This window comes from Nocardia mangyaensis, from assembly GCF_001886715.1.
Taxonomy (GTDB): Bacteria; Actinomycetota; Actinomycetes; order Mycobacteriales; family Mycobacteriaceae; genus Nocardia; species Nocardia mangyaensis.
On sequence record NZ_CP018082.1, the window covers coordinates 2,752,641 to 2,776,985 of the forward strand.

Genomic DNA, 24,345 nt, shown 5'->3' on the forward strand with positions numbered 1-24,345 from the left:
CTCTGCGTCGCCAGGCAGTGGCTGACCAGGCCAGGCCGCGCCGACGGTCGAGCCAACTAGACGTAACCAGGTGAAACACGTAATCTCGAAGGATGCTCGGGCGACGAGGCGCGGGCGGTGACCCTACGAAACGAGTTTCCTCAATGACGCGGCATGTCGACGTACTGATCATCGGCGCAGGCCTGTCCGGAATCGGCACGGCCTGTCACCTCCTTCGCGAGCAGACCGGACGCAGCTACGCGATCCTGGAGCGCCGCGAGAACATCGGCGGCACCTGGGACCTGTTCAAGTACCCCGGCATCCGCTCCGACTCGGACATGCTCACCTTCGGCTTCGGGTTCCGGCCCTGGATCGGCACCAAGGTGCTCGCCGACGGCGCCAGCATCCGCCAGTACGTCGAAGACACCGCCAAGGAATACGGCGTCACCGACCACATCACCTTCGGCCGCAAGGTCGTGCAACTCGACTTCGACCGCGCCGCCGCGCAGTGGACTGTGCGGGCCCTGATCGAGGCCACCGGCGAGACCGAGACCTGGACCGCCAACTTCGTCGTCGGCGCCAGCGGCTACTACAACTATGACCAGGGCTACCAGCCCGATTTCCCCGGCCAGGAGAACTTCACGGGCCAGATCGTGCACCCGCAGCACTGGCCCGAGAACCTCGACTACCAGGGCAAGAAGGTCGTGGTCATCGGTTCCGGCGCCACCGCGATCACGCTGATCCCGTCGATGGCCGATGACGTCGAGCACATCACCATGCTGCAGCGCTCGCCCACCTACATCCAGGCACTGCCGTCCGACGATCCGGTCGCCATCGGTTTCAAGAAGACCCGCGTGCCCGACGCGATCGCCTACAAGATCGGCCGCGCCCGCAACATCGCCCTGCAGCGTGCCAGCTTCCAGCTCTCGCGCACCAACCCCGAGCTGGCCAAGAAGCTGATGCTGACCCAGGTGCGGCTGCAGGTCGGCAAGAACGTCGACATGCGCAACTTCACGCCCACCTACAACCCGTGGGATCAGCGGCTGTGCGTGGTGCCCAACGGCGACCTGTTCAAGGCCCTCAAGAGCGGCAAGGCCGACATCGTCACCGACCGCATCGCGAAGTTCACCGAGAAGGGCATCCTGACCGAGTCGGGCCAGGAGCTCGAGGCCGACATCATCGTCACCGCCACCGGCCTGAACGTGCAGATCCTGGGTGGCGCGAAGGTCACCATCGACGGTGAGCCGCTGAAGATCAACGAGACGGTCGCCTACAAGAGCGTGCTGTACTCCGACATCCCGAACTTCCTGATGATCATCGGCTACACCAACGCGTCCTGGACGCTCAAGGCCGACCTCGCCGCCGCCTACCTGTGCCGCGTTCTCAACATCATGCGCGACCGCGGCTACACCACCTTCGAGGTGCACGCCAACCCCGAGGACTACGCCGACGAGTCGCTGATGGGTGGCGCGCTCACCTCCGGCTACATCCAGCGCGGCGACGGCGAGATGCCCCGCCAGGGTGCCCGCGGCGCGTGGAAGCTCGTCAACAACTACTACCGGGACCGCACTCTCATGCACAAGGCACCCATCGAGGACGGTGTCCTGCAGTTCAGCAAGACCGGTACCGCCGTCGAACCGGGCGAGAAGGTCCTCGGCGCCTGACCGAGCACCGACCGAGGGCCCGGCTCACCAGATGGTGTGCCGGGCCCTCGGTCATTCGCCGCCGTCGACCGTGGAAGTCGTTGTCGCCGTAGGAGAAAGTGATCTAGGCGAACCCTCGGCGCCTACCGTACGATCGCGAGCGAGGACACCGCCCTGGGAGATGTGAGGAGGACGGTGTGGGAGTTCGCCTACCGGCGACCATCCGAGTCGCGGGGACGTGGTCGCGGCGCTTCGCCGCGACGACACCGGGTGTGATCGGGCTGGTGTTCGTGGTCACGGCACTGGCCTGCCTGATCGCCGGGTCGACGGCCGGGCAACAGCTCGGCGCGAAGATCGACCGTACCGAGCAGGTCCTCGACCGCACCGAACCGCTGGCCTTCGCGGCGCAGAGCCTCTACGTCTCGCTCTCGGCGGCCGATGCCGGTGCCGCGACGGCATTCCTGTCCGGCGGCATCGAATCACCGCAGGTCCGTGACACCTACGAGCAGGCACTCGCCGAAGCCGCTGCCGCACTGGCGGAAGCGACCGCGGGTGCCACCGACGCCACGACCAGAACGATCGTCGCCCGCATCGCCGCCGACCTGCCCACCTACACCGGCCTGGTGGAGACCGCGCGTGCCAACAACCGCCAGGGCTACCCGGTCGGCTCCGCGTACCTGCGCCAGGCCTCGGACCTGATGCAGACCTCGCTGCTGCCGCACGCCGAACAACTCACCGAAGCCCGCTTCGCCGCTGTTGGCGAGGACCAGCGCGACATCGGCGCGCTGCCGTGGACGACGATCGTGGGACTGCTGCTCGTCCTCGCCGCTTGCGGCGTCGGCTCGGTCCTGCTCCTGCGGCGCACCAATCGGCTGGTGAACGCCGGGATCGCCGTCGCCGCCGGGGCGACTCTGCTGGCCCTGCTGTGGACGGTCGGTGCCACCGTGACCGCCGCGCAGTTGCTCGACACCGGGAAATCCGGCGCGGGCGCCAGGGTGGAGAACCTGGCCGGTGCCCGCATCCTGGCCCAGCAGGCCCGTACCGACGAAACCCTCGCCCTGATCACCCGCGGCGACATCACCGAGCCCGAGGCCGCGTTCCGCACCCACACCGGCGAGCTGGAACAGCGGCTCCTCGCCGCGGGCATCGCCGACTCCGAGCCCGGACGGACATTGGCGAGGTGGACCGCGGGCCACAACGCCCAGCGCACCGCCTATGAGAAGGCCGACTATGCGGGTGCGGTCGAACAGGCGATCGGTACCGGCCCCGAGAGCTCGGCCACCAGCTTCACCCGGCTCGACCAGGAACTGCGCGACGCGCTCGCCCACGCGCGCGACGACCTGCGCGACGGTGTCGACGCCGCGGGAAACGCGTTGATCCTGAGCCCCTTCGGCGTCCTGGTCCTGCTGCTCGGCGCGGCGGGTGCGGTGGTCACCGGCCTGTGGCCCCGACTGAAGGAGTTCCTGTGAGCACCCGCCGGAGTCTGCTCGTGACGGCGCTGACCGCGGTCGCGGTGCTGGTCGCGGGCTGCGGCGACGCACCGGAACCGTCGACCATCCCCGCCACCGCCCTCGCGCCACCGCTGCCCGGCGCCGAGGCGATCACCGAGGCACCCGTCGAACAGGGCTCTGGCGTCTGCGACACCGAGGGCACCCTGTCGCCGGGCGCCCGGCCGCGACCGGGCGCGATGCCCGCCGGGTCGGCCATGGCCGCGATCGTCGCCAACGGCAGGTTGCGGGTCGGCGTCGACCAGAACACCTACATGTTCGGCTTCCGCAATCCGTCCACCGGCCTGCTCGAGGGCTTCGACATCGACCTGGCTCGCGAGGTCGCGCGCGATCTGTTCGGTGATCCGGACCGGATCGAACTGCGCTCGGTCACCGCCGCCGACCGGATCGCGCTCCTGCAGGACAAGCAGGTCGACATGATCGTGCGCACCTTCTCGGCCACCTGCGAGCGGCGCCGAGAGGTCGACTTCTCCAGTGCCTACTACCGTGCGGCGCAACGCATCGTGGTCCCCCGTGGTGGCGGGATGAGCACCGCCGCCGATCTGGCGGGCAAGCGGGTGTGCGTGGCCAAGGGCACCACGGCCGCCGCCCCGCTGTTCGACCTCGACCTGCCATCCCCGCCCTCGGTGCTCGGCGTGACCAACTGGACCGACTGCCTCGTCGCCCTGCAGCAGGGCACGGTGGACGCGATCAGCGGCGACGAACCGATCGTGGCCGGTCTGGTGGCCCAAGACCAGAATCTCGAGATGGTCGGTGACCCGATCGGCACCGGCGCGTACGCCGTCGGCGTGCCCAAAGGCAGCGACGAGCTGGTGCGCTTCGTCAACGGCGTGCTCGACCGGATGCGGACCGATGGCACCTGGCAGCGCATCTACCAGCGGCACCTGTCCTCGCTGGGGCCCTCGCCCGGTCCGCCCGAGCCCCGGTACGTCGGATGAGCTGGCCGATTCTCGGTGTCGTCGAGATCGATCGTGAACTGGCTGCGCGCACAGCGGAACTGACCAAGGTGACCACGACACTGCTGGAACTGGACCGCCACCCGGGACTCGTGCTGGTACGCCAGTACGCGCCGGAAGGCGAGACCGCCCGGCGCTGGGCGGCCGTGGACAAGGCACTGGGTGAACTCTGGGAGGGGCTGGGCCGGGTGCGCGCCATCCTGAGCGAAGCCGAGGCCGTGCGGGGTGGGCGCGGACGACTCGACGACCGAGCGCGCGCCCGGCTCACCGAGTTGCTGCGCGGACGGTCACACGAGGTCGCCCGGATCCCGATTCCGCTGGCGCAGCGCGGCCTCACCGGCCCCGGCGAGACCGTGGTGACGGTCGGCATCGCCGACACCCTGGACCGGATGCGCGGCGCGTTCGGCTTCGTCGCGCAGTTCGCCGACGAGGTCGAGGCCGTCGACCGCCAGGTGCTGGGCGCGCTCGCACCGCTCCAACAACAGGTCGAACAGGCACACGGCGCCCTCGACGCCGCGGCCGAACCCCTTGCCGCGCTGTTGCGCCGAGCGGGCACCGACCCGCTCGGCTTCGCCGACGGCGAGATCACGACCGCACTGGCCTCGCTCACCGCGCTGATCGACACCGAATCCGACCGCCACGCCGAACATCTCGCCCTCGCCGCCGACCTGCCCGGCGCCGTCACGGCCGTGCGCACGCGCCTGACCGAACTCGACGAACTCCAGCGCGACGCCGACGACACCGCCGCGACCGCCGAGCACAAGATCGCCACCGCCGCGCTGCCCGCGGGCGGCGAACCGGCCACCCGGCTGCGGACCGAACTCGACACCCTCGGCGCCGAACCCACCCGCCCGACGGTGGAGCACCTGTTCGCCCTGCGTGTGCGCACCGCCGATGCCCTCGCCAAGGCAACACTGCGTAAGGACTTGGCGCGCGGACTGCTGGACCGGCGCGCCGAACTCCGCGGCAGGCTCACCTCCTACCGCGCCAAGGCCTCTCGGCTCGGTGTGGCCGAGGACCGCGATGTCCTTGCCGCCGACCGCATCGCCGCGGGCCTGCTCGGTCGCACTCCCTGCGATCTGGGCGCCATCACCCGCGCGGTCGCGGACTATCGTTCGATCATCGGGGAGAAAGCGGGGCGGACGGCATGATGTGTCAGGAAGCAGGGTGCGGGGGCGCCATCGAGGACGGCTACTGCGCTGTCTGCGGCACCGCCCCCGTGGCGAGCGTGGCACCACCCGAACCGGTCGCGGCGCCGACGGGCAGGTCGCGCACCACCGCGCAGCCGCGCACCGGCGTACCGCCGCCTCCGCCCGGTGCCTGTGGTGAACCCGGCTGTGCCGGAACGATCGTCGACGGCTACTGCGACACCTGCGGCACCGCTCCGGCGATCGTCACCGTCCACAGCCCCTCGGCGCCGACGGTGAGCGCCACCGGCCGCACCTCCGGCCGGTCGGTACGCACGCACCGCTCCGCCTCGGCGCGCTCGACCGCCCGCGGCAGACTCGGCGCCGGTCTGGTCGAGGTGCCGCCGGTGCCGCGCGTCGACCCGTCCTCGGCCATCCTGGTCGATCCGCAGGTCCCCGAGACCGATCGCTACTGCGGCCGCTGTGACAAGCCGGTCGGCCGCACGCACGACGGTGTGCCGGGGCGCAGCGCCGGATTCTGTCCGCACTGCGGCACCCGCTATTCTTTCGTTCCCCGTCTGCGCGCGGGCGATCTGGTCGGCGGCCAATACGAGGTGGCCGGTGCGCTGGCCCACGGCGGCCTCGGCTGGATCTATCTGGCCACCGACCATCGGGTCAACCGACGCTGGGTGGTGCTCAAGGGCCTGATCGACACCGGCGACAGCGACGCGCTGGCCGCCGCGCTGGCCGAGCGCCGATTCCTGGCCGAGGTCGACCACCCCAACATCGTCAAGATCCACAACTTCACCGAACATGCCGACGCCGACGGTGACCCGGTCGGCTACATCGTGATGGCCTACGTCGGCGGCACCTCGCTCAAGCAGATCCTGCGCGCGCACCGCGCCGCCACCAAGAGCTACCTGCCCCCGGCCCAGGCCATCGCCTACGTTCTGGAGATGTTGCCCGCCCTCGGTTATCTGCACGCACGCGGCTGGGCCTACTGCGATTTCAAGCCCGACAACGTGATGCAGACCGAGGAACGCCTGGAACTGATCGACCTCGGTGCGGTCATCGCGATGGACGACCGCACCAGCCCGATCTACGGCACCCTCGGCTACCAGGCACCTGAGATCGCCGAGACCGGTCCCACCGTGGCCACCGAGGTCTACACCGCGGGCCGCACACTGGCTGTGCTGATGATGCGGGTGCCGTCGGTCGGCAGCACACTCGGCCCACTGCCCGGCCCCGAGGACGAACCGCTGCTGGCCGAACACGATTCGCTGCACCGGTTCCTGCAGCGGGCCACCGATCCCGACCCGCTGGCCCGCTTCGGCTCGATGAGCGAGATGGCCGACCAGCTCACCGGGGTCCTGCGCGAGGTACTCGCCACCGGCGACGGCGTCCCGCGCCCCGGCATGTCGACCGCCTTCGGCCCCGCCCGCGCCGTGTTCGGCATCGACAGCGCCGCACCCGAACCCGCCGCCCTGATCGCCGGACTGCCCGCTCCGCTCGTCGATCCGGGCGACTGCGGGGCGGCGCTGCTGGCCACCACCGACGCCGCCACCCCCGCCGAACTGGAACAGGCGCTGACCGCCGGTCTGCGCGCTGTTGTCACCGGTGGCCAGCGCTCGGTGGAGATCCCGCTGCGCCTCGTGCGCGCCGAGCTCGAGGCGGGCAACGCCGAGGCGGCCCGCACCCGGCTCAGCGCATTGGACGAGGATCTGGAATTCGACTGGCGCCCCGTCTGGTACCGCGCCCAGGCCGCGCTGCTCACCGGTGACCACGCTGCGGCCGCCGCCGATTTCGAGGCCGTCTACGCCGCGCTGCCCGGCGAACCCGCCCCCAAACTCGCCCTGGCCGCGGCACTGGAGCTGGGTGCGCGCGCGACCGAACCCGAGCCACTGCGCGGCGACCTCGACCGCGCGTTGGCGCTCTACGAACTGGTGTGGCGCACCGACCACACCTACCTCTCGGCTGCCTTCGGCGCCGCTCGGCTGCGGCGCGGCACGGGCGACCGCGCCGGCGCGGTCACCGTGCTCGACCAGGTCGACCGCACCTCCTCGATGTTCACCGAGGCCCGACTCGCCGCGGTGGAAACGCTGCTGGCGCGCCGAGATCCGGCCGACCTGGACGAGGCGCTGCTGCGTGAAGCGGGTGACCGGGTGGAGCGCCTTCGCCTCGACTCGCGCACGCGCAGCGCGCGGGTGCGGATGGATGTGCTCGAGGCCGCGCTGAACTGGATCCGGTCGGGACAGCGACCGAGCGCGGCAGGCAAGCTGTTGGATGTGGAATTCACCGAGCAGGGAGTGCGAACGGGGTTGGAACGATGTTTGCGGACATTGGCGCGCGAGGAGGAGGACATGTGGACCCGGTTCCTGCTGGTGGATCAGGCGAACGCGGTTCGCCCGAGGACCACGCTGTGACCGCGTCGGGGTGTCCCGACTGCGGGGGATCGGCGCGGTCGGAGCATCGCTTCTGTGAGGGGTGCGGGCGGGAGCTGGGCGTGCGCAAAGTGGCGGTGCCCGTGCACGATCCGGTCGCGGTACCGCAGTGCTCGACCTGCGGTGAACGGCGTTACGAGGCAGGGTGGTGCGCGCACTGCGGCAGTCCCAAGCCCGTGCCGGACCGTTTCGAGGACGATCTGGGCCCGGTGTATGTCCTCACCGATCGCGGGATCAGCCACTCCCGCAACGAGGACGCCGTCGCGGCCGCCGTGCGCGAGGGCGACGGCACCAGGGTGATCGTGGTGAGCGACGGCGTGTCCACCTCCCAGGACCCGCAGGCCGCCTCCGGCACCGCGGTCCGTACCGGCGTCGACGCGGTACTGGCCGCCCTCGCCGACGGCCACTGCGCCCAAGACAGCGTGATGGCCGGATTGGCGGCGGCGACGGCCGCGGTGCGCGGCATGTCCCGCACCCCCGAATACGCGCCGTCGTGCACCTACGTCTCGGCGATCGTGCGCGAGACCGCCGAGGGCACCGAGATCACCATCGCCAATGTCGGTGACAGCCGGGCCTTCTGGCTCGCCGCGGGCGATCCCACCGCCTCACGCCGACTCAGCGTGGACGACTCGTGGGCCCAGGCTCTGGTCGACGCGGGCGCGCTCGACGAGGAAGCGGCCATGCACGATCCGCGCGCGCACACTCTGTTGCGCTGGCTCGGCGCCGACGGTGGCGAGCAGCCGTGGTCGGCGCACTGTCTGCAGCACATGATCGTCGCCGAACCGGGAACACTGCTGCTGTGCAGCGACGGGCTGTGGAACTATCTGCCCGACGCTGTCGCCCTCGCCGGTTTCACCGCCGAGACCTCGCCGCAGGCCGCTGCCCGCGCGCTGGCCGACTTCGCGTTGAACAGCGGTGGCAGCGACAACATCACGGTCGCGCTGGCTCCGGTCCCGGTGCGTGGCGCGGTATCGCCTGAACCAGGAGTGTCATGAGTGCCGCTGAGACCGCGGGTATTTCGATCGCTGTAGACCAGAACGAGTTCCTCGCCGAAGGGGCGCGGGTGGTGGACGCGGTGCTCACGGTGACCACCGGAGCCGAGCTCGCCGCGATCGCCCCCCTGCCGCCCCGGCTCGAGATCTTGATCATCGACTGCTCCGGGTCGATGGGCAACAAGCGCAAGTTCGAGAACGCGCTCGGCGCCACCCGCACCGCGCTCGACGAGATCCCCGATGGCACCGCCTTCGCGATCATCGAGGGCACCGAATCGGCGCGGATGATCTACCCCACCAGCGGTGAACGGTCGGCACCTGCCGACCGCGACCATCGGGTCGCGGCTCGGCGCGCCCTCGACAAGCTGCGTCCGGACGGCGGCACCGCGATGGGTTCGTGGCTCGCGCTGGCCCGCGAGGTCGCCCTCGCTCATCCGGGCGCGCAGGCACACGCCATCCTGCTCACCGATGGCAAGAACGAACACGAGACCCCGGAGCAACTGGCCACCGAACTCGATCGCGCCGAGGGCCTGTTCGTCTGCGACTGTCGCGGCGTCGGCGCGGACTGGGCGGCCGCGGATCTGCACAAGATCTCCGCCAAGCTGTCCGGCGACGCCGACATGGTCGCCGATCCCAAGGACCTGGCCAGCGATTTCGCCGCCATGATGCGCTCGTCGGCGGCCAGGGTGATCCCGGAGCTGACCCTGCGGGTCTGGACGCCCGCGGGCGCCCGGGTGCGGATGGTCAAACAGGTCTCGCCGGTGCTCGAGGAGCTCACCCGGCGGCGCGCCGAGACCGGGGCACAGGTGGGGGAGTACCCGCTGTCGTCCTGGGCTGCCGAGGAACGCGAATACCATCTGCAGATCGAACTGGAACCGGCCGCTCCGGGGCGGGAGAAGCTTGCTGCCCGGCTCAGCGTGCTGGCCGGCGACGAGGTCCTCGGCCAGGGCTTGGTGCGGGCGGTGTGGACCACCGACACCTCGCTGTCCACCCGGATCAGCACCCGCGTCGCCCACTACACCGGCCAGGTCGAACTCGCCCAGGCCGTCCAGGAGGGCCTGGCCGCCCGCCGCAACGGTGATCTCACCACCGCCACCGCCAAATTGCGCCGTGCGGTCGAACTGGCGGCCGCCTCCGGGCACGAATCCACCGCCAAGCTGCTGCGCGGCGTGGTCGAGGTCGACGGCGACGGCACCGTCAAACTGCGCGGCCAGGTCGCCGCTGCCGACGAGCTGGCCCTCGACATCCGCTCGACCAAGACGGCGCGGGTCCGACCGGAGGGTGGCTGACATGCCGATGTGCGCGGACGGACACCCCTCGCAGTCGACCGACTACTGCGACGTCTGCGGGTCGGCGCTCGACACCGCCCCCGCATCGGACCCCGCCGCGCTGCGCCTGTGCCCGTCGTGCGCCACCCCGACCAGTGGCCGGTTCTGCGAGGTGTGCGGGTACGACTCGGCCCTGCCCACGCCGGCCGGTGGCGACGGACAACCACCACCGCGGCAGGTCGGCGCCACCCGGACCGATCTGCCGGTGTCCGGCACGGTCTGGGTCGCCCGCGTCTTCGCCGACCGCGAGTTCTACGCTCGCGTCCAGGCACGCAAAGGACCCGACGCCGAGCGCGTCGCCTTCCCCGACTTCTGTCCTGAACGCCGAATCGTGCTGCGGGGCAGTCAGTTCCTGATCGGCAAGCGCTCCGCCTCGCAAGGCATCGTGCCCGAGATCGACCTGGGAATCGCCCCGGTCGACATCGGGGTCTCACGGGCGCATGCGATGATCCAGGTGGACCCCGGTGGCGGGCTCAGCATCACCGATCTCGGATCCACCAACGGGACCAGCGTGGACGGCGCCGAGGCACCGATCCCGCCGCAGGTGGCGGTAGCGGTGGGCGAGGGCAGCCGGATCCACGTAGGAGGCTGGACCACCATCGCGATCAGCGTCACATCGATCGCCACCGAATCATAGACATACCTGTTCACAGAACCGTAGGGTCGGGACCATGACGAAGTTCGACGGGAAGACCTGCCTGATCACCGGCGCCGCCAGCGGCCTCGGCCGCGCCACCGCGTTCGCGGCCGCCGCCAAGGGCGCCGCCCTCGTGCTCACCGACATCACCGACGACGCGCTCACCGAGACCGCCGAGGCCCTGCGTGCCGAGGGGGCGAAGGTGCACCTGGCCCACGCCGCCGATGTGAGCGACCATTCCGCTGTGGTCGGCCTGGCCGCGCACACCTTCGAGGCCGTCCGTCAGGTCGACATCGTCATGAACGTCGCCGGCATCGCCACCTGGGGCACCGTCGACAAGCTCAGCCACCAGCAGTGGCGGCGCACCGTCGACATCAACCTGATGGGCCCCATCCACGTCATCGAGGAGTTCCTGCCGCCGATGATCGCCGCGGGCCGCGGTGGTCATCTGGTGAACGTGTCCTCGGCGGCCGGACTGTTCGGCCTACCCTGGCACGCTCCCTACAGCGCCACGAAGTTCGGCCTGCGTGGCGTCTCGGAGGTGCTGCGCTTCGATCTGCGCCGGCACAAGATCGGCGTCAGCCTGGTCTGCCCCGGCGCGATGGCCACCCCGATGGTCGACAGTCTCGACATCGCCGGGGTCGACCGTGACTCCGCGGCGCTGCAGAAGGCGATGCGGCTGTTCCTGCGCCACGCGGTCACGCCCGAACAGGCCGCGACCGCGGTGGTCAAGGGCGTCGAGCGCAACCGCTACTACGTCTACACCTCCCGCGACATCCAGCTCGCGCACTGGGGCCAGCGCTACTTCCCGTACGGCTACACCCTCGTCATGCGCGGCCTCAACAACGTCATGACCAACTACGCCACCAAGAACGCCCTGGTTCGCTGAGTCGGCGGGCGAACGGCCCCGGTCAGCGCGCGAGATCGCCGGGATCGGTATTGGCGCCGCACAGGATCACGCAGACCCGTTCACCGGGCTCTGGTCGGTAGGCGGCACCGGAATCGGTGTCGAGCAGGGCCGCCATGGCCGTGGCCGCACCGTATTCGACGGCGATCCGATGCTCGTCCCAGAGTTGTCGGCGCGCACGGCGGATCGCGTCGTCGGGCACCAGGAGCGAGCGCACACTCTCGTGCTGGGCGGCCGCCAGCGCCATCGCCGAGACATTCGGCGCGCCGAGGGAATCCGCGGCGATCGAGTCGACGGTGACCTCCACCGGCCGGCCCGCCGCGAGCGCCGCGTTCAGCGAGCAGCAGTTCTCCGGTTCCACGGCGACCGTGCGAACACCGAAATACTGTGCGGCGACGGCTGTCCCGGTGAACAGTCCGCCGCCGCCGACCGCGACGAGCACCGTGTCCACCTCGGGCACGCGCGCGTGGATCTCGCGCATCAGGGTGCCTGCGCCCGCGGCGATGAGCGGATGGTCGTAGGCGTGCGCGGCCAGCGCGCCACTGGTCGCGGCGAACTGCTGGCAGGCGGCGAGCGCCTGCTTGTACTCCGGACCGATCAGTCGTACCTCGGCGCCGTAGTCACGGAGTCGTCGGATCTTCACCGGCGGCGCGGTGTCGGGCAGGAACACTGTCGCGGGCACACCCGCCGCACGGGCTGCCCAGGCGCACGCGAGCCCCGCATTGCCCCCTGAGGCGATCGTCACACCTGCGGTCGGCAGGGTGCCCGCAGCCGCGTGCGCGCGCACGAAATTCTGTGCGCCCCGCGCCTTGAACGACCCGGTGAACTGCAGGAATTCCAACGCGAAGGTGAGGGGATATTCCCCGGTCGTCGCGGGTGCGACGGTGATCGGGCGGATCAGCCCGTCGATCCGCGCGGCGGCGGCTTCGATGTCGTCGTAGGTCGGTGTCACGCCTCGACTATGCCACCGGGACTCGGGGGCTATCCGGGGGCGAATTGTTACGGCGGGTTTACGCCGGGCGCCTTCTGGGTACATAACAGGTCGGTAACAAGCTCGAAGGCGGGACGTCGTGTCGGTATGGGGACGCGAACCCCCAGGTGTACCGGCGCACGCCCCGGCGTGTCAGCAAAGGATGTGCACATGAGCGAGCGTAGCGAGCGGAAGGCCGATCCGGCCGCCGTCGCGGTCATGCGGGAGCCGAGCAACGGCGAGGTCCCGGCATGAGTGCGAACCTGATGATCGTGGACGACGACGTCCAGATGCGCGGCGATCTGCGCCGTGCCATGGAAGACGAAGGGTACGCCGTCGCCGAGGCGGGCGTGCCGGAAGACGCTCTGGTTCGGCTGCGCAATGACGGCCCGCCCGACCTGATGATCGTCGATCTGATGCGCGGCGAGACCGATGGCTTCGACTGCATCAGGGAGATCCGCCGCGACCACGACGTACCGATCATCGTGATCAGCACCCGCTACGACACCCACGATGTCGTCGCGGCGCTGGAAGCGGGCGCCGACGACTTCGTCAGCAAACCGTTCGAGATCAAGGAGATCACCGCACGGATGCGCGCACTGCGTCGCCGCGCGCGGATCACCGCCGATCGCGACACCACGCCCGAGTCGGTACTCGACGCCGATCCCGAGGCGCCGCTGGTGTTGGCCACCGATGCCGGCGCGGTGCGTCGCGGCGCCGAGGAGGTCCATCTCACAGTCACCGAGTTCCGGTTGCTGTGCGAACTCGCCGAGACGCCCGGGCGCGTGCTCAGTCGCTCCGTGCTGCTCGAAAGAGTCTGGGATCAGGGCTTTTTCGGGGACGAGCGGATCGTCGACGTCCACGTGCGCCGGTTGCGCACCAAGATCGAACGCGACCCCTCCGACCCGCGCATCGTGGTCACCGTGCGCGGCCTCGGCTACCGCCTCGATCCGCAGTCGTAGTCAACGATTCGTCATACAACCGCAAAGAGCTCGACACAAAGACCGCAAAGTCGGGCAGACACTGTAGATGTATGCCAACGCCAACCATGCCCATCGATTCGGGCGCCACTCCGGTGGCAACCGGCACGGAAACGAGACTGCGTCACCCGCGCCTCGGCGACGGAGCGCAGTTGTGGCGGATCGCCCGCGACTCGCAGGTGCTCGACGTCAACTCGAGCTACGCCTACCTGCTGTGGTGTCGCGACTTCGCCGCCACCTCGCTCATCGCCGAGATCGACGGACGCGCCGCGGGTTTTGTCATCGGCTACGTGCGCCCCGAGGCGCCGGACACGCTGTTCGTCTGGCAGATCGCCGTCGACGCGGAGTTCCGCGGCCGGGGTCTGGCCGGTGGCATCCTGCACGCGCTGCTCGACTCGGTAGCCGATGCGGACATCACCACACTGGAAACCACGATCTCACCCGGAAACACCGCCTCTCAGGCGCTGTTCTCCGCGGTGGCCCGAGAGCGCGGTGCGGACTTGCGCATCGTCTCTCTGTTCGAAGAGAACGATTTTCCCGATTCACACGAGGCCGAGCAGCTGTTTGTCATCTCACCCGCTCAGCGCCAGGAGGAACGACGATGATCACGACCACCGACACCAGCATTTTCGAGGCCATGGAATCGAATGTGCGCGGATACTGCCGTGACTGGCCGACCGTCTTCACCACCGCTCAGGGCGCCTGGCTGCGCGACGAGCAGGGCCGCGACTACCTCGACTTCTTCGCCGGTGCCGGCGCGCTGAACTACGGGCACAACAACCCCGTGCTCAAGCGGGCGCTGCTCGACTACATCGCCAGTGACGGCATCACCCACGGCCTTGACATGTCGACGGTAGCCAAACGCGAACTGCTGGAGGCGATTCACGAGACGCTGCTGGCCCCGCGCGGGTTCGACTACAAGGTGCAGTTCCCCGGCCCGACCGGTGCCAACGCCGTCGAGGCCGCCCTCAAGCTGGCCCGCAAGGTGACCGGCCGCAAGACGGTGCTGAGCTTCACCAACGCCTTCCACGGCATGACCCTTGGCGCGCTGTCGGTCACCGGCAACGCCGCCAAGCGGGCCGGCGCCGGTGTGCCGCTCGAGCACGCCACCCCCATGCCCTATGACGGCTATTTCGACAACACCATCGAGGACTTCGGCTGGATGCAGCGGGTGCTCGACGACAGCTCCTCGGGCTTCGATCGCCCCGCCGCGGTGATCGTGGAGACCGTGCAGGGCGAGGGCGGTGTCAACCTGGCCCGTGCCGAGTGGCTGCGTCACCTGGCCGGTCTGTGTGCCGCGCGCGACATCCTGCTCATCGTCGACGACGTGCAGATGGGCTGTGGCCGGACCGGTCCGTTCTTCTCCTTCGAGATCGCCGGGATCACCCCTGACATCGTCACCCTGTCCAAGTCGATCGGCGGCTACGGCCTGCCGATGGCGCTGGTGCTGCTCAAGCCCGAGCACGACCAGTGGGCGCCCGGTGAGCACAACGGCACCTTCCGCGGCAACAATCCGGCCTTCGTCACCGCGACCACCGCGCTGCGCGAGTACTGGTCCGACGACCGCCTGGCCCAGCACACCATCGCCAACGGTGACTACGTCGGCCGCAAGCTGACCGCCGTCGCCGAGCGCCACACCGGGGTCACCACCCGCGGCCGCGGCATGGTGCACGGCATCGTCTTCGACGATCCGTCGCAGGCGGTCAAGGTGTGCCGCACCGCGTTCGAACAGGGCCTGCTGGTGGAGACCTCGGGCTCGATGGACGAGGTCGTGAAGCTGCTGCCGCCGCTGACGCTGACCAGCGACGAGCTCGACCGGGGCCTGACGGTGCTGACGGATTCCATTGATACGGTGTGTGGCGGTGCCGCATGATCGTGCGCACCACCGCCGACATCACCGACACCGATCGTGATGTGGCAGGCCCCGGCTGGCGCAGCAAGCGCATCGTGCTGGCTGGGGATAGAGTGGGGTTCTCCTTTCACGAGACCACCATCGAGGAAGGCACCGTCCACGAATTCCACTACCAGAATCATGTCGAGGCCGTCTGGCTCGTCGAGGGCGAGGGCAGTCTGCACGATCTCGACAACGAGACCGTCTATCCGCTGGGCCCCGGGTCGATGTACCTGCTCGACGGCAACGAACGTCATCAGGTGACCGCCCGCACCCGGCTACGGATGTTGTGTGTGTTCAATCCGCCGGTCACCGGCCGCGAGGTACACGACGAGAATGGGGTGTATCCGCTGATTATCGAGGAGGACGCCAGTGTCTGACCGGTTCGACGGCTACCCGACCCGGTTGTCCGAACCCGCACCGCACATCGAGCGGACCGATCCGACGGTGTGGGGGCGGGTGACCTCGCCGGAGCTGGCCGGTTTCGAGACGAACGGGTTCGCCACGATTCCCGACCTGCTCAGCCCGGACGAGGTGGCCGCGTTCGGCGCCGAGATCGGCCACCTGGCGGCTGATCCGGTGCTCTACGGCGACGAACGGGTGATCGTGGAGCCGGTGGCCGGGCAGGTGCGCTCGGTGTTCCAGGTGCATCAGCTCAGCAAGCCGATCGCCGAGTTGCTGACCGAATCACGGATCGTCGGCCTGGCCGAGCAGATTCTCGGTTCGGCGGTGTACCTGCATCAGAGCCGGGTCAACTACATGCCCGGCTTCGGCGGGAGCGGGTTCGCCTGGCATTCGGACTTCGAGACCTGGCACGCCGAGGACGGCATGCCGACGCCGCGGGCGGTGAGCCTGTCGATCGCGTTGACCGACAACTTCCCGTTCAACGGCAGTCTGATGTTGATGCCCGGCTCGCACCGCACCTTCGTGCCCTGTCTGGGTGAGACACCCGACGGGCACTACCGGGAGTCGTTGCGCGAACAGCGGTTCGGGGTGCCGAGCACCGACGACATCACCTTCCTCGCCGCGCGCTACGGCATCACCCAGTTCACCGGGCAGGCCGGCTCGGCGCTGCTGTTCGACTCGAATGTGATGCACGGTTCGTCGAACAACATCACTCCCTACCCGCGCTCGAACATCTTCCTGGTGTTCAACAGCGTGGAGAACGCGCTGGAGGAACCCTTCGCGGCCCCCCAGCGCAGGCCGCAGCACATCGCCGCCCGCGACTTCACGCCCGTGCGCGAAGCCGCCCCGGAGACGGTGTCGGTGCTGGCGGACCAGGTGCCCTAAGGGCGCCGAGACAGCTCGGTGAGGGAGGCCGCGGCCCGCGCATCATCGCGGGCCGCGGCCTTCAGCCAGTTCTCGGCGCCGACCTGATCGCCGGCCGCCATCAACAACATCCCGAGGTCATAGGCGGCCCCGCTGTGCCCCGCCTCAGCTGCCTGCGTCCACAATGCCCGCGCCGAATCCTGTTCCCCCCGTGCGTACATGGCGGTCCCGAGGTCGTGCAGCGCTCGGCTGAACGCCTGCTCGGCGCTGACCTGCGCCGCCGCCTCCACAGCGGTGGAGATCGGCGTCAACGGCGCAGTGACGAGCGCCGCCGACATCGCGGGATCGGGTTCTTCGGTGTGCGATCCCGTGGGACCCGATGCCTCGGCGCGGACAACAGCCTCGCGCGCGGGGGAAGGTGAGGTCGTCGGCGCGGCCGGGGGAGACGACGCGCTCAGCGGCGTCCGTGCAGCTGGCGACGTCGCGGTGACAGCGGAAGCAGGCGCTGCTGCTGGTGGGCCCGACGTCGTGTGCGGAATCACTGCGGCGGACAGGGCCACCGCAGGCGGCGCGGTGGGCGCAGCCGACTTCGGGGACCTCTGCGCTGTCGCCGGAGCCGTCGAGGTGAGGGGCCCAGGTGTAGTCGAGGAAGTCCGCGCTGGTAGGGGAGTCGTCGCGGCGATGGGGTTCGGCTGGACCGAGGAAGACCACGCAGCCAAGGAAGTCGGCTCGAACGGGGGAGTCGGCGCATCCGAGGGAAGCCGTGCGGCTGAGGCAGGCTGCGCGGCTCGCGGAGCCCGCGCAGCATCCTGGGCGCGCTGTGCGGCCAAGGGGCCTGCCCCGGTTCCCGGAGACAGTGCGGCCAGGGGTGGGCGCGCAGAAGGGGAAGGTGGTGTGAGCGACGCTATTCGTGTGGCCGAGGCAGGCGGCGTCGGGGAAGCGGACGGTGTCGCCGAAGAAGCGGGCGCGAGGTGGGAAGCGGGCTCGGCGGAGACCGGTGGCATCGGGCTGGTGGGCGTGGCGGGTGGAGCGGCCACGGGGGCAGGTGTCCCGGGTGTCGACGGCACCGGGGAATCGCTCGGTGACGGCGCGGGGCCGGTGGTCAGTTCGACGACGAGTTCGTTGAAATCCGGGGTGCCGGGGCCGGTGCTACACCACAGCGTCGAGGCCCCGTCGGGCAGCAGGTCGACCACCACGCCGTAGTTGCCGGTCCAGGACTGGTGTTCGCTCGTGCCCGCGACCCAGACGGGGGTGAGGGTGAACAGGGCGTCGGGCGTGTCGGCCGTCACCGAGATGTCGATGCCGTCGACGAGCGCCTCGTACCAGATGTCCACGCCGGCCAGCGATCGCCCGTTCAGATTCACGTGCCCGTCCTGCACGCTCAGGCCGATGCCGAGCCCGGACACATCCGGGGGCGGCATCACCGACAGCGCGCGCAGGTGTACCGCGGTCGTGCCGGCGGGCAACGCCTCGGTATACATGGGATACACGGCGGCGCCACACCAGTCGATCGGATCGGCGCCCAGATAGCGCTGACCGAGCGGGACGGGATCGCCAGGGTGTTGCGCGCCGGGATCATTCATCGGTGAGCCCACCCTTTCCGCCGTTCGACCCCCTCGCGGTGCCTGCCCGAGCCCGCGGTTGCGCGCTACACCGTACTCGCGTCGACCCTACGGCGTACGCCGATTCACCACAACGTCGCGGCGACCACATCGACTCGGCCTCGACCTCGGATCAGGGTGGTCGGCAACGGTATTCACCGCGACATTGCCGGGAGCGCCCTCGCACTGCGACGGATTCGCACCGACCCGGCCGAACAGTTCCTGCTCGAGAAGCCAACCGTGGGCAAGACCGGTCGGTGGTCGGTGAACCCGGCGGTCGGCGTGCGCGTCGTCGTGACCACGCCCGATCGGGCATCCCACTGGCAATCGCGCGGGCCACCCGCCACAACGGGCGGTGCCGCGAGCACTCGCCCGAGTCGGTATAGTCGCCGCGGATGAGTAGTGACACCGCCCACCCCGTGCAGCAGCGTTCTCCACGCTCGATCAATCGAGCATGGTGGCTGGTGCCGGTGTTGCTCACCATGGCTTCGGTGTTCTGCGTGTGGCTACCGGTGTGGCCGTTCGAACGCTATTCCGGCGGTTTCATCGACTTACAGGTGTACCGCCTCGGTATCGAGGCGATGCGCGACGGCGCCGACCTCTACGGCCAGCTCCCCAAGACCTCCGCGGGCATCGGCCTGCCGTTCATCTACCCACCTTTCGCCGCGGCCGCGCTCGCCCCCTTCGCCCTGTTGCCCTGGGGTGCCGCGAAAACCCTCTACGTCGTGGTATCGGTCGCCGCCGTCGCCTGGACGCTGTATCTGGTGGCCCGCCGCTACCACCGCGACAACAAGCAGGCCGCGCTGCTGGTGGCCGCGTGCGCCCTGCCCGTCGCGATGCTGCTGGAACCGGTGCGCTCGACCATCGACTTCGGTCAGGTGAACCTGCTGCTGATGGTCCTCGTCGCCACCGACTGCCTGCTCCCGAAGACCCGCTATCCCCGCGGCATGCTCGTCGGCCTGGCCGCGGCGATCAAACTGACTCCGGCCGCGTTCGTGCTGTACTTCCTCGTCCGCAAGGACTACAAGGCCGCCGCCACCGCCGCGGCCACCGGCACGATCGCCACGGTCCTCGCCTTCGCCCTGCTGCCCACCGAATCCATGCGGTACTGGTTCGGCGGCCTCGGCAATGTCTCCGGCCTCAGCGGCTCGGCCTTCCACACCAACCAGTCCATCCAGGCTGTGATGGCCCGCCTGGGCATCACCGGCCTGCCGTTCGACGCGCTGTGGCTCGTGCTGGGCGCCGGGCTGCTCGTCCCGGTGTTCCTCGCCATGCGCAAGGCTGCCGAAACCCCGGTGATCGCGCTGTCGCTCAACGCGGTCTTCACCCTGCTCGTCTCGCCCATCTCCTGGTCGCACCACTGGGTGTGGATCGCCCCCGCCCTGCTGGCCATGGTCTGCCACGCCTACACGCTGCCCTGGCGCAGCGCCCGCGGCTGGTACGCCACGGCTCTCGTGGTCGCCACCTTCTTCGTGATCGCACCGCACAGTTTCCTGCCCGACGGCGAACACCGCGAGACGTCATGGACTTGGGGGGAGCATGTCCTCGGGAACACCTATGTCTGGCTCGCGGTCGCCCTGGTGGTCCTGTTCCTGGTGACCGGCAAGCAGCGGCCCTCGGCCTCCGCGGTCGACGATCCCGTGGCGGTCGGGGAGCACCAGCGCGTCGCATGATCGGTACCGCCGAGGTCAGACGCCCCCCGTGGGCAAAACTCCAGGTCAACTAGGCGATTTGGTTTCCGGAACCACGTCGGATAATCTTTTGGCACACCAGCAAGTCCGGGTGGCGGAATGGCAGACGCGCTAGCTTGAGGTGCTAGTGCCCGTATTAGGGCGTGGGGGTTCAAGTCCCCCTCCGGACACAGTAAAACAGCAGGTCAGGGGCGTAACCGCAAGGTTGCGCCCCTGTTGTCTTCACATGGCGGTGGACACAACTCCACGCGCACGCTCCCGCCACTCGACCTGCGGCAGTACTCACATGTCGAGCAGTTGATCGAGATCGTGTTCGCGGGTCCCGAAACCCCGCGTCGACACGCCGCTCTCAGGGAATGACGACCGGTCCGGTGAGCGGGGACGGATCGTCGGCCCAGCGGTGGCCGACCTCGCGGGGGGTGATGTGTTCCTCGGTCCATGCGGTGAGCAACTGTGCGACCTTGTCGTGCATGGTCGTGCGGAGGCGGTCGAAGGAGGTGTCGGGGGAGTCGTCGACTTCGCCGAGCAGCAGCCACCACGCCCAGGCCACCGCGCCCGCGTTGGCGACGAAATCGGGCAGTACCGGGACGCCGCGGGCGGCCAGCATGGCTTCGGCTTCCGGGGTGGTGGCGGCGTTCGCGGCCTCGACGATGACGTGAGCCCGGATGTCGTAGGAGTTGTCCGGTGTGATCGCGTACGAGATCGCCGCGGGCACAAGGATATCGACGTCAGCGGAGAGCACGGCGCCACGCGGCATCTCCTCGATGCCCGCGGGCAGGCGGGACCGGTCGATCTCGCCGTAGCCGTCGCGCAGATCCAGCAGCGCCGGAACGTCGAGCCCCTCGGCGCGGTACAGGGTGCCCGCGGCATCGGCCACCGCGGTGATCTTCATCCCGGCCTCGTGCAGGTAGTAGGCCGCCGCCCCGCCCATGGTGCCGACGCCTTGGATCGCGATCGTCGTGTCGGCAGGTGCCAGCCCCCACTGCACCGCCGCGGCCAGACAGGCGTGCGCGACACCGAACCCGCCGATGACGTCACCGAGCAGGAAGCCGCCGTCGACGGCGGCGTTGAGCCCGTTGCGGACCCGCGCCAGCGTCGCCACCGGATCGGCGGAGCGACGGATCGCAGCGTGGTAGCTCTGGTCCAGGTCGAGCTTTTCGAAGACCTGGTCGATCAGGTGCTGCGGAACGCCGAGGTCCTCCGCGGTCACCCAGTGCGTGTCGAGCCACGGGCGCATCGCCTCGCAGAACCGCTCGAGCACTTCCACCGCACGCGGATCCTTCGGATCGAAGTCGATCCCGCCCTTGGCACCACCGATCGGCAGGTCGAAAGTGGCGGTCTTGTTCGCCATGCCGCGCGCCAGATCCTCGACCTCACCCAGGGTGCACCCGGCTCGCATCCGGGTGCCACCGGTGGCGAGACCACCGCGCAGGGTGTGGACGACGAGGTATCCCACCGCGTCGGTGCGCGAATCCGTCCAGTGCAGCCGCAGGTACGGCTGGCAACGACGGATCGCGGGAGCAGGGGCCGCCGGTGTGGTCGCAACGGTGGGAGACGTCATCTGTGGCATACCCGTGCCCGGGTTCAGCATCGTCATGGTGCCACCTCCTCATGTGGTCGTGATCGTCCGTGGCGGACCTCGTCGTCCCGTTGGCACCAGCCTGCGCGGCCCCTGGCTGCGCGTCTATTTACCGTTCGTTCACGGCACCGTTCACGGTTGCTGCACAGCGCTTACGCTCGGTGTCATGGACCTGTCTCTGGCCCGCCTGCGGATGTTGCGCGAACTGCACCGGCGCGGCACGATCACGGCCGCTGCGGCCGGTCTGCACTACACCGCATCGGCGGTCTCCCAACAGCTCGCACAACTCGAACGCGACGTGGGCACCCGGCTGTTCGAACGCCGCGGGCGTCGCGTGCAGCTCACCGATCTCGGGATCGTGCTCGCCGAGCACGCCGAGGAGATTTTGGCCGCGGTCGAGCGCGCGACCCAGGCGCTCGAGGAAGCGGGCGGATCGGTGACCGCGAAGATCACCGCCGGGGTGTGGGCGTCGGTGGCGTCGGGTCTGCTGCCCGACGCGCTCACCACCCTCGCCGCCGCGCACCCGGGCATTCTGGTGCGCACCACCGAACTCGCGCCGGAGTCGACGGCCGCCGCGGTCCTCGACGGCACGCTCGACCTGTCGTTCGTGCTCGACTACTCGAACTATCCGATGACCTGGGACCGCGGCCTGGAGCGGGCGGTCATCGGTGTCGAACGGATCCACGCCGCCGTCCCCGCCGGCGCGGTGCCCGCGGCCAGTGTGACCCTTGCCGAGTTGTCCGAGCATCCGTGGATCATCGCGCCCGCCCGCTCGCACTTCGGGCACGCGGCGCGGCTGGCGTTCCAGTCCGCCGGGCTCCGGCCGCGCATCGACCACGAGCTCGAGGAGCAGGCGACCGCGATGGCGATGGTCGCCGCTGGACTCGGCGTCACGCTGGTATCGGATCTGGGTTTGGCGCTGCGCCCACCCGGGGTGGACATCGTCGCGCTCGGCGATGCCCTCACCCGGACGGTTTCGCTGGCCTACCGCACCAACTCGGCGGGCCGTGCCGCGCTGCTCCTGGTGGTGGAGGCGATCCGGACCGCCGCGGCGAACAATGGCCTCGGCACCGACATCCGCACCGGGCCCACGATGCACCGGGACTCGGATCCGCCCACCGAAACCTGATCTCGCCCATCCGGGTCATTTGCCGGGTGACGTCCGGTGGATTGGCATGGATGATCAGTCCCGGTCGACACGGGGGACGACCATGCTGGCGCGGGTGCGTTGCTGGACATGCTGATGTTCGGACTCACTGAGCCCGCCGAGCATGCTCATCATCATCGAGTGGGTGACGTTGTTCGGATCGAACCTGCTACCGAGCTCGGGCACCCAGATCGACACCCCGTAGGCCTGGATCCGTGGCGCGACGAGACTGAATCCCGGTAGGCAGCCGAAGCCACCGGCGTCTCAGATTCCTGGCTGCGCGCTCTAATCCGCATTCTTGTCGTCCGGGTCGGCTCGACGTAGGGCTGCGAGCATCCCGCCGAGACCTTCGGCCAGCTCTCGAATGTCTCGACGGGTCAGCCGCGGATGCTGACCAGTAGTTCGCTCCAAGGTCGCGAGCCTGTTCGCCGCGACCTGTCGCTCGGCCCGTGCCTGTCTGGTGCGCCGGGGTGGCCACGACGTGGTGGAAACGCGCGGACGGCACGATCACCAATGCCTGGCACCGAATGTCGGCAAGGCACCCGACCAGATATAGAACACGTTCTACCATCTGGCTATGGACCTTGCCGCGATCGAGGAGCTCAAGCGCCTCAAGCACCGCTACTTCCGCACCCTCGATCTGAAGCTCTGGGACGAGTTCGCCGACTGCCTCGCCGACGATGTCTCCGCGCGCTACGGAACCCAGGCCATGGGCGAGCCCCTGCACTACGACAACCGGGCTGACGTCGTAGCGTTCATGGAGCAGAACCTCGGCCCGGGGATCGTCACGGTCCACATCGCCAGCCATCCCGAGATCGAGGTCGACGGCGACACCGCGAAGGGGTCATGGGCGTTCGAGGACACCGTCCTCGTTCCGGATGCCAAGGTCCAGATCCGCGGCGCCGGATACTATCTCGACACCTACCGTCGCGATGCCGACGGAGAGTGGCGGATCTCCTCGACGCGGTACGAGCGCATCTACGAGGCCTTCACCTCGCTCGAAGACATCCCGAGCTTCAAGTTGATCGCCAATCGATGGGATCAGTCCCTCGAGCACTGATCGGTTCGGGCAGTGGGCAATTGGTAGCCGGAAAACGCCGACCTCGAAGAACTCTCCGCTGATTCGGGAACGCGATCGTGGGTATGCGCGCAGCGTTCGACTTCTACGGTAAGGAGATGAGATGGCACAGTTTCGCCGTGCTCTGGTGGGTTCGACACTGACCGCGCTGATGGCGGGGGCGCTGTTGACGGGGTGTTCCGACGACAACGACGCCGATACCGCATCGGTGACCACGACCGTTCCGCCTGCCACGCAGACGACGATGGCACCGACGACCTCCGCCGAGAACGACGAGGACAAGGTCACGCCGCAGGCCGCTCAGCAACTGTGTGACATGATCTCTCCCGAGATCGACAACTGGCGTGACCAGGGGTCCACCGTCGCCAAGGTCACCTTCAACGGCACGGTGCAGAACTGGGCCGCGCGCAACGACGGTCTCAACGACGAAGTGCTTCGTGACAAGACACTCGTCGACACCGTCACCACACGCACCTGCCCTGAGGTTCGTCAGCAGGCACTCGAAGTGCTCGAGGTCGATGATCTGGCCTCGGCCCTCGTCGGTGACCGATGACTACGGTGGTGCCGTAGCCGCCGCGAGGTCGCCTCGCTGAATACTCGGGCCCGTCCTCTCGGAGAGGG

The 24,345-nt window shown here is 69.2% G+C and carries 22 protein-coding genes and 1 tRNA gene; 19 read left to right on the forward strand and 4 right to left on the reverse strand.

The annotated features are described in order from the left end of the window. Positions 1-143: 143 nt before the first annotated feature. From BOX37_RS12495 to BOX37_RS12535, 9 genes are all read left to right on the forward strand, one after another. Positions 144-1,643 (forward strand): flavin-containing monooxygenase, encoded by a 1,500-nt coding sequence (locus tag BOX37_RS12495; RefSeq protein ID WP_071927800.1) that lies wholly within the window; start codon positions 144-146, stop codon positions 1,641-1,643. A 176-nt stretch (positions 1,644-1,819) separates the two neighbouring features. Continuing rightward, a complete protein-coding gene (locus BOX37_RS12500) occupies positions 1,820-3,091 on the forward strand; it encodes a hypothetical protein (protein WP_240505320.1) in 1,272 nt (423 codons plus the stop codon). Further along, positions 3,088-4,068, forward strand: a complete 981-nt coding sequence (locus BOX37_RS12505) for a glutamate ABC transporter substrate-binding protein (protein ID WP_071927801.1) — start codon at positions 3,088-3,090, stop codon at positions 4,066-4,068. Before BOX37_RS12500 ends, BOX37_RS12505 begins: the two co-directional genes overlap by 4 nt. Beyond that, on the forward strand, positions 4,065-5,237 hold the full coding sequence (locus BOX37_RS12510) for a hypothetical protein (protein WP_071927802.1): 1,173 nt from the start codon (positions 4,065-4,067) through the stop codon (positions 5,235-5,237). The genes BOX37_RS12505 and BOX37_RS12510 overlap by 4 nt, the downstream gene beginning before the upstream one ends. Then, entirely contained in the window at positions 5,234-7,636 is a 2,403-nt protein-coding gene (locus BOX37_RS12515; RefSeq protein ID WP_071927803.1) for a serine/threonine-protein kinase, read from the forward strand. Before BOX37_RS12510 ends, BOX37_RS12515 begins: the two co-directional genes overlap by 4 nt. An 80-nt stretch (positions 7,637-7,716) precedes the next feature. Beyond that, the gene (locus tag BOX37_RS12520) at positions 7,717-8,649 is read left to right on the forward strand and encodes a PP2C family protein-serine/threonine phosphatase (protein WP_084759573.1); all 933 of its coding nucleotides are present in this window, start codon (positions 7,717-7,719) and stop codon (positions 8,647-8,649) included. Next, positions 8,646-9,935 (forward strand): VWA domain-containing protein, encoded by a 1,290-nt coding sequence (locus tag BOX37_RS12525; protein WP_071927805.1) that lies wholly within the window; start codon positions 8,646-8,648, stop codon positions 9,933-9,935. Before BOX37_RS12520 ends, BOX37_RS12525 begins: the two co-directional genes overlap by 4 nt. Before the next feature lies 1 nt (position 9,936). After that, positions 9,937-10,611 (forward strand): FHA domain-containing protein, encoded by a 675-nt coding sequence (locus BOX37_RS12530; protein WP_071927806.1) that lies wholly within the window; start codon positions 9,937-9,939, stop codon positions 10,609-10,611. A gap of 34 nt (positions 10,612-10,645) precedes the next feature. Next, positions 10,646-11,500, forward strand: coding sequence for an SDR family oxidoreductase (locus BOX37_RS12535; RefSeq protein ID WP_071927807.1), 855 nt, complete (start codon positions 10,646-10,648; stop codon positions 11,498-11,500). A 22-nt stretch (positions 11,501-11,522) separates the two neighbouring features. Here the strand turns inward: BOX37_RS12535 and BOX37_RS12540 are convergent, their stop codons facing one another. Next, on the reverse strand, positions 11,523-12,470 hold the full coding sequence (locus BOX37_RS12540; RefSeq protein WP_071927808.1) for a threonine/serine dehydratase: 948 nt from the start codon (positions 12,468-12,470) through the stop codon (positions 11,523-11,525). A gap of 269 nt (positions 12,471-12,739) precedes the next feature. Here BOX37_RS12540 and BOX37_RS12545 point away from each other — a divergent pair, with 269 nt between their 5' ends. From BOX37_RS12545 to thpD, 5 genes are all read left to right on the forward strand, one after another. Further along, positions 12,740-13,450 (forward strand): response regulator transcription factor, encoded by a 711-nt coding sequence (locus BOX37_RS12545; RefSeq protein ID WP_071927809.1) that lies wholly within the window; start codon positions 12,740-12,742, stop codon positions 13,448-13,450. A gap of 71 nt (positions 13,451-13,521) precedes the next feature. Next, complete coding sequence (gene ectA, locus BOX37_RS12550; RefSeq protein WP_084759575.1) at positions 13,522-14,073, forward strand: diaminobutyrate acetyltransferase; 552 nt, start codon at positions 13,522-13,524, stop codon at positions 14,071-14,073. Then, the gene (ectB, locus tag BOX37_RS12555) at positions 14,073-15,341 is read left to right on the forward strand and encodes a diaminobutyrate--2-oxoglutarate transaminase (RefSeq protein WP_084760799.1); all 1,269 of its coding nucleotides are present in this window, start codon (positions 14,073-14,075) and stop codon (positions 15,339-15,341) included. Before ectA ends, ectB begins: the two co-directional genes overlap by 1 nt. Continuing rightward, positions 15,338-15,739, forward strand: coding sequence for an ectoine synthase (locus BOX37_RS12560; protein ID WP_071927812.1), 402 nt, complete (start codon positions 15,338-15,340; stop codon positions 15,737-15,739). Before ectB ends, BOX37_RS12560 begins: the two co-directional genes overlap by 4 nt. After that, a complete protein-coding gene (gene thpD / locus BOX37_RS12565; RefSeq protein ID WP_071927813.1) occupies positions 15,732-16,649 on the forward strand; it encodes an ectoine hydroxylase in 918 nt (305 codons plus the stop codon). The genes BOX37_RS12560 and thpD overlap by 8 nt, the downstream gene beginning before the upstream one ends. Here thpD and BOX37_RS33905 read toward each other — a convergent pair. Beyond that, positions 16,646-18,211, reverse strand: coding sequence for an SEL1-like repeat protein (locus BOX37_RS33905; protein ID WP_156910368.1), 1,566 nt, complete (start codon positions 18,209-18,211; stop codon positions 16,646-16,648). The genes thpD and BOX37_RS33905 overlap by 4 nt on opposite strands. A 413-nt stretch (positions 18,212-18,624) precedes the next feature. On the opposite strand from BOX37_RS33905, the gene BOX37_RS12590 reads away from it, so the two are divergent. Both BOX37_RS12590 and BOX37_RS12595 read left to right on the forward strand, forming a co-directional pair. Continuing rightward, on the forward strand, positions 18,625-19,902 hold the full coding sequence (locus BOX37_RS12590) for a glycosyltransferase 87 family protein (protein WP_167659925.1): 1,278 nt from the start codon (positions 18,625-18,627) through the stop codon (positions 19,900-19,902). 103 nt (positions 19,903-20,005) lie between these two features. Next, positions 20,006-20,090: transfer RNA gene (locus BOX37_RS12595), tRNA-Leu, on the forward strand. Positions 20,091-20,269: 179 nt separating this feature from the next. Here BOX37_RS12595 and BOX37_RS12600 read toward each other — a convergent pair. Further along, entirely contained in the window at positions 20,270-21,517 is a 1,248-nt protein-coding gene (locus BOX37_RS12600; RefSeq protein ID WP_206045809.1) for a glutamate dehydrogenase, read from the reverse strand. Positions 21,518-21,665: 148 nt separating this feature from the next. Here BOX37_RS12600 and BOX37_RS12605 point away from each other — a divergent pair, with 148 nt between their 5' ends. Then, positions 21,666-22,628, forward strand: coding sequence for a LysR family transcriptional regulator (locus tag BOX37_RS12605; RefSeq protein ID WP_071927818.1), 963 nt, complete (start codon positions 21,666-21,668; stop codon positions 22,626-22,628). A gap of 54 nt (positions 22,629-22,682) precedes the next feature. On the opposite strand, the gene BOX37_RS33910 is transcribed toward BOX37_RS12605, so the two are convergent. Beyond that, a complete protein-coding gene (locus BOX37_RS33910) occupies positions 22,683-22,832 on the reverse strand; it encodes a hypothetical protein (protein WP_156910369.1) in 150 nt (49 codons plus the stop codon). Between the two features lie 391 nt (positions 22,833-23,223). Here BOX37_RS33910 and BOX37_RS12610 point away from each other — a divergent pair, with 391 nt between their 5' ends. Then, positions 23,224-23,706: a nuclear transport factor 2 family protein gene (locus tag BOX37_RS12610; protein ID WP_071927819.1), complete on the forward strand. Its 483-nt coding sequence runs from the start codon at positions 23,224-23,226 to the stop codon at positions 23,704-23,706. 121 nt (positions 23,707-23,827) lie between these two features. Beyond that, complete coding sequence (locus tag BOX37_RS12615; protein ID WP_240505321.1) at positions 23,828-24,277, forward strand: hypothetical protein; 450 nt, start codon at positions 23,828-23,830, stop codon at positions 24,275-24,277. Positions 24,278-24,345 lie beyond the last annotated feature (68 nt).